The organism is Parabacteroides chinchillae, assembly GCF_900108035.1.
In the GTDB taxonomy this organism is placed as follows: domain Bacteria; phylum Bacteroidota; class Bacteroidia; order Bacteroidales; family Tannerellaceae; genus Parabacteroides; species Parabacteroides chinchillae.
The window spans coordinates 47193-59790 of the sequence record NZ_FNVS01000014.1; the positions used below are offsets into that span (position 1 = coordinate 47193).

Annotated in this window: 27 protein-coding genes; all 27 read right to left on the reverse strand. The window is 38.7% G+C overall.

Annotated features, from left to right (window positions below; all coding sequences use genetic code 11):
• Positions 1–17: 17 nt before the first annotated feature.
• From rpsK to rpsJ, 27 genes are read right to left on the reverse strand one after another with little or no spacing between them, the layout of a single operon-like run.
• Positions 18–407 (reverse strand): 30S ribosomal protein S11, encoded by a 390-nt coding sequence (rpsK, locus tag C4S38_RS11575; protein WP_005634781.1) that lies wholly within the window; start codon positions 405–407, stop codon positions 18–20.
• Positions 408–418: 11 nt separating this feature from the next.
• Positions 419–799 carry a 30S ribosomal protein S13 gene (rpsM, locus tag C4S38_RS11580; protein WP_099463556.1) on the reverse strand — a complete coding sequence of 127 codons (381 nt, stop codon included), beginning with the start codon at positions 797–799 and terminating at the stop codon, positions 419–421.
• Between the two features lie 36 nt (positions 800–835).
• Positions 836–952, reverse strand: a complete 117-nt coding sequence (ykgO, locus tag C4S38_RS11585) for a type B 50S ribosomal protein L36 (RefSeq protein ID WP_005645768.1) — start codon at positions 950–952, stop codon at positions 836–838.
• A gap of 13 nt (positions 953–965) precedes the next feature.
• The gene (gene infA, locus C4S38_RS11590) at positions 966–1184 is read right to left on the reverse strand and encodes a translation initiation factor IF-1 (protein ID WP_005634776.1); all 219 of its coding nucleotides are present in this window, start codon (positions 1182–1184) and stop codon (positions 966–968) included.
• A gap of 17 nt (positions 1185–1201) precedes the next feature.
• The gene (gene map / locus C4S38_RS11595; RefSeq protein ID WP_099463557.1) at positions 1202–1987 is read right to left on the reverse strand and encodes a type I methionyl aminopeptidase; all 786 of its coding nucleotides are present in this window, start codon (positions 1985–1987) and stop codon (positions 1202–1204) included.
• A 4-nt stretch (positions 1988–1991) separates the two neighbouring features.
• Positions 1992–3332 carry a preprotein translocase subunit SecY gene (gene secY / locus C4S38_RS11600; protein WP_099463558.1) on the reverse strand — a complete coding sequence of 447 codons (1341 nt, stop codon included), beginning with the start codon at positions 3330–3332 and terminating at the stop codon, positions 1992–1994.
• 3 nt (positions 3333–3335) lie between these two features.
• Positions 3336–3782 (reverse strand): 50S ribosomal protein L15, encoded by a 447-nt coding sequence (gene rplO / locus C4S38_RS11605; RefSeq protein ID WP_099463559.1) that lies wholly within the window; start codon positions 3780–3782, stop codon positions 3336–3338.
• Positions 3783–3811: 29 nt separating this feature from the next.
• Positions 3812–3988: a 50S ribosomal protein L30 gene (gene rpmD / locus C4S38_RS11610; RefSeq protein WP_099463560.1), complete on the reverse strand. Its 177-nt coding sequence runs from the start codon at positions 3986–3988 to the stop codon at positions 3812–3814.
• Between the two features lie 18 nt (positions 3989–4006).
• Positions 4007–4525 carry a 30S ribosomal protein S5 gene (gene rpsE / locus C4S38_RS11615; protein ID WP_099464072.1) on the reverse strand — a complete coding sequence of 173 codons (519 nt, stop codon included), beginning with the start codon at positions 4523–4525 and terminating at the stop codon, positions 4007–4009.
• Between the two features lie 5 nt (positions 4526–4530).
• Entirely contained in the window at positions 4531–4875 is a 345-nt protein-coding gene (gene rplR / locus C4S38_RS11620) for a 50S ribosomal protein L18 (protein ID WP_099463561.1), read from the reverse strand.
• A 21-nt stretch (positions 4876–4896) separates the two neighbouring features.
• Complete coding sequence (rplF, locus tag C4S38_RS11625; protein ID WP_103983865.1) at positions 4897–5448, reverse strand: 50S ribosomal protein L6; 552 nt, start codon at positions 5446–5448, stop codon at positions 4897–4899.
• A 16-nt stretch (positions 5449–5464) separates the two neighbouring features.
• Positions 5465–5860, reverse strand: coding sequence for a 30S ribosomal protein S8 (gene rpsH / locus C4S38_RS11630; protein WP_005634758.1), 396 nt, complete (start codon positions 5858–5860; stop codon positions 5465–5467).
• Positions 5861–5916: 56 nt separating this feature from the next.
• Entirely contained in the window at positions 5917–6186 is a 270-nt protein-coding gene (rpsN, locus tag C4S38_RS11635; protein ID WP_005634756.1) for a 30S ribosomal protein S14, read from the reverse strand.
• 6 nt (positions 6187–6192) lie between these two features.
• Positions 6193–6750: a 50S ribosomal protein L5 gene (rplE, locus tag C4S38_RS11640; RefSeq protein WP_099463563.1), complete on the reverse strand. Its 558-nt coding sequence runs from the start codon at positions 6748–6750 to the stop codon at positions 6193–6195.
• Positions 6750–7070 carry a 50S ribosomal protein L24 gene (gene rplX / locus C4S38_RS11645; protein WP_099463564.1) on the reverse strand — a complete coding sequence of 107 codons (321 nt, stop codon included), beginning with the start codon at positions 7068–7070 and terminating at the stop codon, positions 6750–6752. Before rplX ends, rplE begins: the two co-directional genes overlap by 1 nt.
• 19 nt (positions 7071–7089) lie before the next feature.
• Complete coding sequence (rplN, locus tag C4S38_RS11650; protein ID WP_005853982.1) at positions 7090–7455, reverse strand: 50S ribosomal protein L14; 366 nt, start codon at positions 7453–7455, stop codon at positions 7090–7092.
• A gap of 1 nt (position 7456) precedes the next feature.
• Positions 7457–7714: a 30S ribosomal protein S17 gene (rpsQ, locus tag C4S38_RS11655; RefSeq protein WP_009859539.1), complete on the reverse strand. Its 258-nt coding sequence runs from the start codon at positions 7712–7714 to the stop codon at positions 7457–7459.
• A 9-nt stretch (positions 7715–7723) separates the two neighbouring features.
• Positions 7724–7921: a 50S ribosomal protein L29 gene (gene rpmC / locus C4S38_RS11660; RefSeq protein WP_099463565.1), complete on the reverse strand. Its 198-nt coding sequence runs from the start codon at positions 7919–7921 to the stop codon at positions 7724–7726.
• Positions 7922–7926: 5 nt separating this feature from the next.
• Positions 7927–8361 (reverse strand): 50S ribosomal protein L16, encoded by a 435-nt coding sequence (gene rplP, locus C4S38_RS11665; protein ID WP_005853976.1) that lies wholly within the window; start codon positions 8359–8361, stop codon positions 7927–7929.
• Between the two features lie 19 nt (positions 8362–8380).
• A complete protein-coding gene (gene rpsC / locus C4S38_RS11670; protein ID WP_099463566.1) occupies positions 8381–9115 on the reverse strand; it encodes a 30S ribosomal protein S3 in 735 nt (244 codons plus the stop codon).
• A gap of 6 nt (positions 9116–9121) precedes the next feature.
• On the reverse strand, positions 9122–9532 hold the full coding sequence (gene rplV / locus C4S38_RS11675) for a 50S ribosomal protein L22 (protein ID WP_099463567.1): 411 nt from the start codon (positions 9530–9532) through the stop codon (positions 9122–9124).
• A 52-nt stretch (positions 9533–9584) separates the two neighbouring features.
• Positions 9585–9854, reverse strand: a complete 270-nt coding sequence (rpsS, locus tag C4S38_RS11680) for a 30S ribosomal protein S19 (protein WP_005634738.1) — start codon at positions 9852–9854, stop codon at positions 9585–9587.
• 20 nt (positions 9855–9874) lie between these two features.
• The gene (rplB, locus tag C4S38_RS11685) at positions 9875–10699 is read right to left on the reverse strand and encodes a 50S ribosomal protein L2 (RefSeq protein WP_099463568.1); all 825 of its coding nucleotides are present in this window, start codon (positions 10697–10699) and stop codon (positions 9875–9877) included.
• An 8-nt stretch (positions 10700–10707) separates the two neighbouring features.
• A complete protein-coding gene (gene rplW / locus C4S38_RS11690) occupies positions 10708–11001 on the reverse strand; it encodes a 50S ribosomal protein L23 (RefSeq protein ID WP_099463569.1) in 294 nt (97 codons plus the stop codon).
• A gap of 11 nt (positions 11002–11012) precedes the next feature.
• Positions 11013–11642 (reverse strand): 50S ribosomal protein L4, encoded by a 630-nt coding sequence (gene rplD / locus C4S38_RS11695; RefSeq protein WP_103983866.1) that lies wholly within the window; start codon positions 11640–11642, stop codon positions 11013–11015.
• Positions 11642–12259, reverse strand: a complete 618-nt coding sequence (rplC, locus tag C4S38_RS11700) for a 50S ribosomal protein L3 (protein WP_099463571.1) — start codon at positions 12257–12259, stop codon at positions 11642–11644. Before rplC ends, rplD begins: the two co-directional genes overlap by 1 nt.
• 20 nt (positions 12260–12279) lie before the next feature.
• Complete coding sequence (gene rpsJ, locus C4S38_RS11705; protein WP_005634728.1) at positions 12280–12585, reverse strand: 30S ribosomal protein S10; 306 nt, start codon at positions 12583–12585, stop codon at positions 12280–12282.
• Between the last annotated feature and the right edge of the window lie 13 nt (positions 12586–12598).

Here is a 12598-nt window from a genome sequence, read left to right on the forward strand (position 1 = left end):
TTCAAGAAACTAATTAATTATACTCTTCTCTTTTTAGGAGGACGACAACCATTGTGAGGAAGCGGAGTAACATCAACAATTTCAGTTACTTCAATACCTGCACCATGAATAGTTCTGATAGCAGACTCACGTCCGTTACCCGGTCCTTTCACGAATACTTTCACCTTTCTCAAACCAAGATCATAAGCTACTTTAGCACAATCTTGTGCTGCCATCTGAGCGGCATAAGGGGTATTCTTTTTAGAACTTCTGAATCCCATCTTACCTGCAGAAGACCAGCTGATAACCTGACCTTCGCTATTGGCAAGAGACACAATAATGTTATTAAAAGAAGAATGAATATGAGCTTGACCGTAAGCGTCAACTTTTACGTTTCTCTTCTTTGCTGCGACTGTTTTTTTTGCCATATTAACTCTTATTATTTAGTAGCTTTTTTCTTATTTGCAACAGTTTTCTTCTTACCCTTACGAGTACGAGCATTATTCTTTGTACTCTGTCCTCTCAAAGGCAAACCAATACGGTGACGTACACCTCTGTAGCAACCTATATCCATTAAACGCTTAATGTTCAATTGAACTTCAGAACGAAGATCACCTTCCACCTTATATTCAGCACCAATGATTTCACGTACTTTTGCAGCCTGATCATCTGTCCAGTCTTTAACTTTGATATCACGATCAATTTCTGCTTTTGTCAAAATTGAGTTTGCTGCACTACGACCAATACCATAGATATAAGTCAAGGCAATTTCTCCTCTTTTATTTTGTGGCAAGTCTACACCAACTATTCTTATAGCCATATTACTTACTAATATTTACTTTGCAAAAATAATAAATTATCCTTGACGTTGTTTATACTTAGGATTTTTCTTGTTAATTACGTACAAGCGTCCCTTCCTTCTTACTATTTTACATTCAGGAGTACGCTTTTTTAAAGATGCTCTTACTTTCATATCTTATTATTTTTTATTTATATCTAAAAGCAATTCTACCTTTCGATAGATCATACGGAGACATCTCAACTCTTACTTTATCTCCAGGAAGAATTTTGATATAATGCATACGCATCTTCCCCGAGATATGAGCAGTAATTTCATGTCCGTTCTCTAATTCTACACGAAACATTGCATTTGACAATGCTTCTACAATAACTCCATCTTGTTCAATTGCTGACTGTTTAGCCATATAAAATCAAATTCAAATTAAATTGCGTTATTACCTAAAACTTCTTCTAAAAACTCAAATGAGGATAAAATCTGAGGTCCATCAGGACGAATTGCAATACAATGTTCAAAATGAGCAGAACACTTGCGATCCTTTGTCCGGACTGTCCAGCCATCTTTTTCAAAAACGACATTTTTGCTTCCCATATTGATCATAGGTTCAATGCAAATACACATTCCACTACGTAACAATGGGCCACAACCCGGACGACCATAATTAGGAACTTCAGGTTCTTCATGCATCTTACGTCCACAACCATGACCTACAAGCTCTCTGACAACAGAGTAACCCTTCGACTCACAATAAGATTGTACTGCATGGCTTATATCACCTAAACGCCGACCTTCAATAGCATGTTGAATACCTAAATACAGTGATTCTTTAGTTGCTTTCAACAGAGCTTTTACCTCGGGAGCAACTTCTCCTACACAAAAAGTATATGCAGAATCACCAACAAACCCGTTCAAAAAAGTTCCACAATCTACAGAAATCACATCACCTTCTTTTAAAATCGCTTTTGCAGAAGGGATTCCATGCACCACCTGTTCGTTTACAGAAGCACATATAGAAGCAGGAAATCCTCCATATCCTAAAAATGCCGGAACTGCACCATTATCTCTAATGAACTCTTCAGCAACTTTATCAAGATGAAGCGTACTTACACCAGGAGCTATATGTTTGGCCAATTCGCCAAGCGTCTTACCCACCAGTTGATTTGCAGCACGCATCAACTCTATCTCTTCATCTGTTTTTAAATAGATCATTCTATTAATACGCGGCTACAGAGCCTGAACGTCCTTTAATTCTTCCTGATTTCAACAAACCGTCGTAATGACGCATCAACAAATGACTTTCTACTTGTTGTAATGTATCTAACACTACACCAACCAAAATTAACAAAGATGTACCACCAAAGAATTGGGAGAACGCCATACTTACACCGGCAATTCTGGCAAAAGCTGGCATAATAGCCACTAATGCTAAGAAAAATGCACCTGGTAAAGTAATACGATCCATTATAGTATCCAAATAATCTTTGGTATGTTTGCCAGGCTTAACACCCGGAATAAATCCATTGTTTCTCTTCAAGTCATCAGACATCTGAGTCGGATTGATTGTAATTGCCGTATAGAAATAAGTAAACAAGATAATTAGTACTGCAAATACAAAATTGTACCAAAATCCTGAATTATCCATAAAGGCAGCCCAAAAACCACTACTTTCGCCAGTATGAGAAAAACCAACGATTGAAATAGGAATAAACATAATTGCCTGAGCAAAAATGATAGGCATAACATTAGCAGCATTAACCTTTAGAGGGATATACTGTCTTGCACCGCCATACTGTTTATTTCCAATTATTCTTTTTGCATATTGAACCGGAACTTTACGAGTACCTTGTACTAACAAAATAGCTCCAGCAATAACAAGTAATAAGAACAACATTTCAAACAAGAACATAACCAAACCACCTGTTTTTTCACTTGTTCTTGAAATAAATTCCTGGAACAAAGAATGTGGTAGACGAGCTATAATACCAACCAAGATGATAAATGAAATACCATTTCCAACACCTTTATCCGTAATTCTTTCACCTAGCCATAAGATAAACATACTGCCTGCAGCTAAAATAACCGTAGAAGAAAGTGTAAACCATATACCCGGAGGCAAAGCTGCACCTGCAGCTCTCAATTGCACACTTAAATTCACAAGATACGTAGGACCTTGGAATAATAAAATAGCAACTGTCAAATAACGAGTCCACTGATTAATTTTTCTACGACCACTCTCACCTTCTCTCTGTAATTTCTGGAAAGAAGGAACTGCAATAGCTAACAACTGCATAACAATTGATGCGGAAATATACGGCATAATTCCCAATGCAAAGATAGATGCATTAGAAAAAGCACCTCCTGAAAACATATCCAACAGTGCAAGCAATCCGCCCTGTGTCTGCTCTTGTAAAGCAGTCAACGCTTTAGGATCAATACCGGGAAGCACCACATATGTTCCGAAGCGATATATAGCTACTAATAAAAGAGTGGTGAGGATCCGATTTCTCAGATCCTCAATCTTCCAGATATTTTTTATTGTTTCAACTGCTCTCATGACTTAGAGTTTAACAACAGTTCCACCTGCGGCTTGAATAGCAGCTTCAGCATTCTTAGAAAAAGCATGAGCCTCAACTTCCAATTTTGCAGTTAAGCTTCCATTACCAAGAATTTTAACTAATTGAGATGTAGAAATAAAACCAGCTTCGATCAATTCATTAACACCAATCTTAGTCAACTGCTGAGTTTCAGCCATCTGTTGCAGTGTTGAAATATTGATAGCTTTATATTCTACACGATTAATATTCTTGAAACCGAATTTAGGCAAACGTCTTTGAATAGGCATCTGACCTCCTTCAAAACCGATCTTCTTTTTATAACCAGATCTAGACTTTGCTCCTTTATGACCTCTTGTAGAAGTTCCTCCTAATCCTGAACCCGGACCACGGCCGATTCTTTTTCTGGTCTTAGTAGATCCTTCAGCAGGTTTTAAATTTGATAAATTCATATCGTATAATTTATTTTTTCAATCAATTATTACTTTTCTACTGAAACCAAGTGTTTCACTTTTTCAACCATACCCAGAATAGATGGAGTAGCTTCATGTTCTACTACCTGATTCATCTTTCTTAAACCAAGAGCATCTAGTGTTCTCTTTTGGTCTTTAGGGCATTTAATTCTACTCTTTGTCTGTTTAACTTTAATAGTTGCCATAACTTGTATCCTCCCTAATTAACCTCTAAACACTTTTTCTACTGAAATACCTCTGTTCTGTGCAACAGCCAACGGACTTCTCAACTCATTCAAGGCAGCAATTGTTGCTTTCACCAAGTTATGAGGATTTGAAGAACCTTTAGACTTTGCTAAAACGTCAGTTATACCTACACTCTCCAATACAGCACGCATAGCACCACCAGCTTTAACTCCAGTACCATGTGAAGCTGGCTTGATAAGAACCTGAGCACCACCAAACTTTGCTAATTGTTCATGAGGTATGGTACCTTTATGAACCGGAACCTTAATCAAGTTCTTTTTAGCAGCTTCAACACCTTTAGCGATAGCTGTTGTTACTTCACCGGCCTTACCTAAGCCCCAACCAACAATACCATCTTCGTTTCCTACTACAACAATAGCAGCAAAACTAAAGGTACGTCCACCTTTGGTAACTTTAGTTACACGGTTGATTGCAACCAATCTGTCCTTCAACTCTAAGTCGTTGGTTGATTTAACTCTATTATTAACTCCTGCCATCTTCATTAAAATTTAAGGCCGCCGTTACGTGCAGCATCTGCTAATTCTTTAATTCTCCCATGATACAGGTAACCGTTACGGTCAAAAACGACAGTCTGAACACCAGCTTCCAAAGCACTCTTTGCTATCATTTCACCAACTTTCGCTGCCACTTCTTTTTTCGGAGCCTTTAAATCCATTTTCAAAGATGAAGCTGCCACAATTGTTTTACCTGTAGTATCATCTATAACCTGTGCGTAGATTTGCTTATTGCTTCTAAACACAGTCAAGCGTGGACGTTCAGTAGTACCTGAAATCTTACCGCGTACGCCTTTTTTTATCTTTAGTCTTCTTTCTTCCTTCGTTGTCATGATAATTTCAGTTTACGTAGATTACTTACCTGCTGACTTACCAGACTTTCTGCGAATTTCTTCACCCACGAATTTAATACCCTTACCTTTATAAGGTTCTGGCATTCTGAATGAGCGAATCTTAGCACAAATCTGACCTATCAATTGTTTGTCAGCTGATTCAAGGATAATAAGAGGGTTCTTATTTCTCTCTGATTTAGTCTCAACTTTTACTTCTTTCGGCAACAACAAATAAATATTATGTGTATAACCTAAAGAAAGGTCCAGTAACTGACCTGTATTTGCAACACGATAACCAACACCGACTAATTCAAGTTCTTTCTTGTAACCTTCTGATACACCAACAACCATATTGTGAACTAAAGAACGGTATAAACCGTGAAGTGCACGATGGTTTTTCTCATCTGTCGGTCGGGTTAAGTGGATTACACCATCTTCCAAAGAAACTTTAATATCAGGATTTACTTCCTGTGCAAGTTCTCCCTTTGGACCTTTTACTGTTACTACATTACCCTTGATTGTAACCGTAACACCGGCTGGTACCTGAATTGGTAATTTTCCTATTCTTGACATTCTTCTTTCCTCCTAATTAATAAACATAACATAATACTTCACCGCCGATCTTTAAATCGCGGGCTTCTTTGTCTGTCATCACACCTTTAGAAGTAGAAAGAACAGCAATACCTAGACCATTCAATACTCTCGGCATTTCTTTGTAACCAGTGTACTTACGCAAACCTGGAGTAGAAACTCTCTCAAGTTTCTTGATTGCATTTACTTTGTTTACGAGGTCATACTTCAAGGCAATTTTAATTGTTCCTTGAGGACCATCTTCTACAAACTTAAAATTAAGAATGTAACCCTTGTCGAAAAGGATCTTAGTGATCTCTTTCTTTAAATTTGACGCCGGCACTTCAACAACTCTGTGCTTCGCTTTAATTGCATTACGCAATCTTGTCAAATAATCTGCTATAGGATCTGTCATATATAAAATAATTAAATTGATCCGGCCACCCGGACAATATTTAAACTAAAAAACTCTTACCAACTTGCTTTCTTTACCCCCGGGATTAAACCATGAGATGCCATTTCACGCAGTTGAATACGAGAAATTCCGAACTGGCGTACATAACCTTTCGGACGACCTGTAATTTTGCAACGATTGTGCAAACGTACAGGAGAAGCATTCTTTGGTAAAGCCTGTAAAGCTTCATAGTCTCCAGCTGCTTTCAATTCTGCTCTTTTAGCAGCATATTTAGCTACAAGCTTTGCTCTTTTCACCTCGCGGGCTTTCATTGATTCCTTTGCCATAACTACTTAGTCTTTTTTTGCATTTTTAAAAGGCAATCCAAATTCTCTCAAGAGAGCATAACCTTCTTCATCTGTTTTCGCAGAGGTCACAAAGGTAATATTCATTCCCAATATTTTAGTAATATTGTCAATATTTATTTCAGGGAAAATGATTTGTTCTTCAATTCCGAGAGTATAATTGCCTCTTCCGTCCAATTTACTTTCAATCCCCTTAAAGTCTCGAATACGTGGAAGAGCCACGCGAACGAGTCTTTCCAAGAATTCATACATCTGCTCACGACGTAATGTCACCATTACACCAATCGGCATTTTCTTACGCAACTTAAAGTTTGAGATATCCTTCTTAGAAACCGTTGCTACGGCTTTCTGACCAGTAATAGCACTCAATTCGCTAATTGCGATGTCAATGATTTTTTTATCAGCAGCAGCGAGACCTAAGCCCTGATTAATAACTATTTTCTTTAATACAGGAACCTGCATCACTGTTTTGTATCCAAACTCTTTTGTCAAAGCAGGAACAATTCTGTCCTGATATTCTTTCTTAAGACTGGCAGTATTGCTCATTACTTAATTTCCTCCCCTGATTTTTTTGAATAACGCACTAAAGCACCTTCAGCATTCAACTTACGACCAATACGAGTTGGCTTACCTGATTTAGGGTCAACTACATTAAGGTTAGAAATATGAACAGGAGCTTCTTTCTTTTCGATTCCTCCCTGAGGATTCTTTGCATTAGGCTTGGTATGCTTTGATACCATATTAATACCTTCAACAATTGCACGATTGTCCTTTACAAGCACTTGTAAAACACGTCCAGTTTTACCTTTGTCCTCGCCGGTATTAACAAATACTATATCGCCTTTTTTGATATGTAATTTACTCATTACTTTAAACTTTACAATATTAAAGCACTTCAGGTGCAAGTGATACAATTTTCATGTTAGTTGCACGAAGTTCTCTGGCAACCGGACCAAAAATACGGCTTCCACGGATATCCCCACCGGCATTCAGCAATACACATGCATTATCATCAAAACGGATGTAAGATCCATCTGGACGGCGGATTTCTTTTTTAGTGCGAACAATAATAGCTTTAGAAACAGCACCCTTCTTAACATCAGAAGCAGGTATTACACTCTTAATTGCTACTACAATCACATCACCTACAGTGGCATAACGCTTTCTTGTTCCACCTAAAACGCGGATACATAAAGCTTCTTTTGCACCACTATTGTCAGCTACTACTAATCTAGATTCTTGTTGTATCATGTTACTTAGCCCTTTCGATTATTTGAACTAATCTCCATCTTTTTGTTTTGCTCAAAGGACGAGTTTCCATAATTTTTACAGTATCGCCAATGTTGCATTCATTCTTTTCGTCGTGAGCATGATATTTCTTCGTTTTGTTAACGAACTTACCATAAATGGGGTGTTTTTCCTTCCATTTAATAGCAACAGTGATACTCTTATCCATTTTGTTGCTAGTAACCACGCCCGTTCTTTCTTTTCTTAAATTTCTAGTTTCCATCAGGCTCAATTATTTGTTGTTAAGTTCTCTCTGGCGCAATTCTGTTTTCATGCGCGCAATCATCCTGCGTTGCTGTTTAATCTGAGCAGGGTTATCCATAGGAGAAATGCTATGGTTAATTACCTTTTGATCATAGGCTGCAACCTCGGCATCTACTCTTTCAAGCAATTCTTTTGTGCTTAATTCTCTAATTTCTGCAATCTTCATAACAATTACGCATTTTGATTTTGCATGTCATAATCACGTCTCACAACAAACTTCGTTGTCACCGGAAGCTTTTGTGCAGCTAAGCGCAAAGCTTCTTTAGCGATATCAAAAGGAACACCTTCGATCTCGAAAATCAAACGACCTGGAGTAACAGGCGCAACGAACCCTTCAGGATTACCTTTACCTTTACCCATACGTACTTCGGCAGGCTTCTTAGTGATCGGTTTATCCGGGAAGATACGAACCCAAACCTGACCCTGACGTTGCATATAACGAGTTACAGCAATACGGGCAGCTTCGATCTGACGACCGGTAATCCATTTATTTTCTAATGACTTTATACCAAAAGAACCAAAAGCCAACTGATTACCGCGCTGAGCTTCGCCCTTCATGCGGCCTTTCTGCTGTCTTCTGAACTTTGTCTTTTTCGGTTGTAACATCTCTATTAAATTCTAACGTTTAACGATTAGCTTTCTTTCTCTTGAAGTTTTTCTCTCTGCTGCCTCCGGCATTTTCGTTTCTGCGACCTGAGTCTTTTGATGCAGTGAATGAAGGAGCCAAATCTCTCTTTCCATAAACTTCACCACGACAGATCCAAACCTTAACACCGATCAACCCTACTTTTGTCAACGCTTCAGCCAAAGCATAATCAATATCAGCTCTGAATGTGTGCAACGGAGTTCTTCCTTCTTTATACATTTCAGAACGTGCCATTTCAGCACCGTTCAAACGACCAGAGACTTGCACTTTAATACCTTCGGCACCCATTCTCATGGTAGAGGCTATTGCCATCTTAATAGCACGACGGTAAGCAATTTTTCCTTCAAGCTGACGAGCAATATTGTTTGCAACAATAACAGCGTCCAATTCAGGTCTTTTCACCTCAAAGATGTTTATTTGAACCTCTTTGTCTGTGATCTTCTTCAACTCTTCTTTCAACTTATCAACTTCCTGACCACCTTTACCGATGATAATACCAGGACGTGATGTGCAAACTGTAATTGTAATCAACTTAAGCGTACGTTCAATAACGATACGAGATACACTAGCTTTTGCAAGACGGGCATTCAAATACTTACGGATCTTGCTATCTTCTAACAAAGTATCTCCGTAATTTTTGCCGCCATACCAATTGGAATCCCAACCACGGATGATTCCTAAACGATTACTAACCGGATTAACTTTTTGTCCCATCTACAATTAATTTTGACTATCGTTTTTACTAAGTGTATCAACAAACAGAGTTACATGATTCGAACGTTTACGAATTCTATAACCTCTTCCCTGAGGAGCAGGACGCATTCTCTTCAATGTAGTAGCGCAATCTACGCTAATAGAAGAAACACACAACTCTCCAGTTTCTGCTTTACGTTCATTCTTCTGTTCCCAATTGGCAATAGCTGAACGAAGCAATTTTTCTACTCTTGCTGCAGCTTCCTTATTAGAAAACTTCAAAACACCAAGTGCACGGAATACTTCCATACCGCGGATCATGTCTACAACGAGACGCATCTTGCGGGGAGAAGTCGGCACATTACGCAATTTTGCGAAGTACATGGTCTTCTGGGCTTCTTTTCTTGCTTCAGCTGATATTCTTTTTCTAGCACCCATTTTATTCGATTCTTTTTATTTTCAGATTCCTGAATTCCTGTTACTACCGATATTATTTCTTCTTGTTACCGGCGTGACCACGGAAAGTACGCGTAGGAGAAAATTCTCCCAACTTATGACCTACCATATTTTCGGTTACAAAAACAGGAATAAATTTATTTCCATTGTGAACTGCAATAGTATGGCCTACAAAATCAGGCGAAATCATTGAAGCTCTTGCCCACGTCTTAACGACAGCTTTCTTACCGGACTCATTCATAGCCAGCACTTTCTTTTCAAGCTTTACATTAATATACGGGCCTTTTTTTAGCGAACGACTCATAGTTTACTTAATTAATCAGATTATTTCTTTCTTCTTTCAATAATATATTTTGAAGAATGTTTCTTCGGAGCTCTTGTCTTCAAGCCCTTAGCATATAAGCCATTACGAGATCTAGGATGACCTCCGGAAGCACGACCTTCTCCACCTCCCATTGGGTGATCAACCGGGTTCATAACAACACCACGGTTACGAGGACGACGACCTAACCATCTAGAACGACCGGCTTTACCTGATTTTTCAAGACCATGGTCTGAATTGCCTACCGCACCAATTGTAGCTTTACAAGCTGCAAGAATCTTTCTTGTTTCACCAGAAGGCATCTTTATGATTGCATAAGCACCTTCTTTAGATGTCAGCTGAGCAAATGCACCTGCAGAACGTACCATTTTAGCACCCTGTCCAGGACGAAGCTCAATGTTGTGAATAATAGTACCAACGGGAATATTTGCCATAGGCAAAGTATTACCTACCTCAGGAGCGGCATCGCTACCTGAAACCACTGTTTGGCCAACTTCCAAGCCGTTCGGAGCGATAATATAGCTCTTTGCTCCGTCAGCATAATACAATAAAGCAATACGTGAAGTACGGTTTGGATCGTACTCGATAGACTTTACTGTTGCAGGAATGCCATCTTTGTTTCTCTTGAAATCGATAAATCTGTACTTCTGTTTGTGGCCACCACCAAGATAACGCATTGTCATCTTACCTGTGTTGTTACGACCACCTGAACTCTTCTTACCTGTTACAAGAGACTTCTCTGGTGTACTTGCAGTGATTTTATCAAATGCACCAATAACTTTGTGTCTCTGCCCCGGTGTTGTGGGCTTTAATTTACGTATTCCCATTTCTTTTTTTAGATATTACTAAAGAAATCAATTGTTTCTCCTTCTTTCAACGTTACGATCGCTTTTTTGAAAGCAGCCTGCTTGCCATTAATCACACCAGACTTTGTATAACGACTTTTTAATTTACCAGAGTAGTTGATGGTGTTAACATCAACTACGGTAACATTATACATATCTTCTACAGCTTTCTTAATCTCTAACTTGTTGGCATCAGGAGAAACACGAAAACCATAGCGATTAGCCATCTTTTCTGTAATCGCTGTTTGCTTCTCTGTTACTATAGGTTTAATAATAATTCCCATCTCTTCACTCCTTATGCGTTAAAAAGTTTTTCTATAGCAGCAACTGAACTCTCGGTAACAACCATATTCGCAGCATTCAATACTCCGTATGTGTTTAGCTCAGAAGCTGTTATAACATTTGCCTTTTCTAAATTACGAGCCGACAAATATACAAAATTATTCTTCTCCGGTAAAACCATAAGCAACTTTTCACCAGCCACTTTCAGGTTTTTAGCAATTGTTACAAATTCTTTAGTTTTAGGAGCTTCCATTACGAAGTCTTCAACAACTACAATTGCGTTATTCTTTACTTTATAAGCCAATGCAGACTTACGAGCCAAAGATTTCACTTTCTTGTTCAACTTAAACTCATAATCACGAGGTCTAGGACCGAATACACGGCCACCACCTACTAATACCGGAGAGTTTATATCACCACGACGTGCACCACCTCCACCTTTCTGGCGGATCAGCTTACGTGTACTACCTGATACTTCGCTTCTCTCTTTTGACTTATGCGTTCCCTGACGTTGATTAGCCAAATACTGCTTTACATCCAAATAGATAGCATGATCATTGGGTTCAATGCCGAAAATTGCATCGTTCAAAGTTACCTTTCTTCCGGTATCTTCACCTTTAATATTAAATACGCTCAGTTCCATTACTTTTCAATTAATAAGATTGAACCTTTTGCTCCTGGAACAGATCCTTTTACCAATAAAAGATTATGTTCCGGCATTACCTTGATCACCTGCAGGTTCTGAACTGTTACACGTTCGTTACCCATCTGGCCGCCCATTCGCATACCTTTGAATACTTTCGCAGGGTAAGAACAAGCACCAATAGAACCCGGTTTACGAGCACGATTATGCTGACCGTGAGTAGTCTGGCCTACACCACCAAAACCATGGCGTTTTACTACACCCTGGAATCCCTTACCTTTAGATGTACCAATTACATCTACGAAACCTGCATTATCCAAGTAATCTACAGTGATTACATCACCCAACTTGTATTCAGTTTCAAAATTCTTGAACTCGGCCAAGTATCTCTTGGGAGCTACACCTGCTTTTTGAAAGTGACCCATTTCCGGCTTAGTTGTGTGTTTCTCTTTTTTGTCTTCGAAACCTAACTGTACTGCCTGATAGCCATCTTTTTCCAAAGTCTTAACCTGTGTAACTACACAAGGACCCACTTCGATAACAGTGCATGGAAGATTTTTTCCCTCGGCACTGAAAACGGATGTCATTCCGATTTTTTTTCCTAATAATCCTGGCATTTCACTAATTGTTAATTAACTTACACTTTAATTTCTACTTCAACACCACTGGGTAATTCCAGCTTCATCAATGCGTCAACTGTTTTAGCAGTTGAGCTGTAGATATCGATTAATCTCTTATATGAAGAGAGTTCGAACTGCTCACGAGATTTCTTGTTAACGAAAGTTGAGCGGTTCACAGTAAAGATACGTTTGTGTGTAGGCAGAGGTATAGGACCGCTTACTACAGCACCGGTAGCCTTTACAGTCTTTACGATCTTCTCTGCAGACTTGTCTACCAGAGAATAATCATAAGACTTTAATTTAATTCTGATCTTTTGGCTCATATTATTATATATG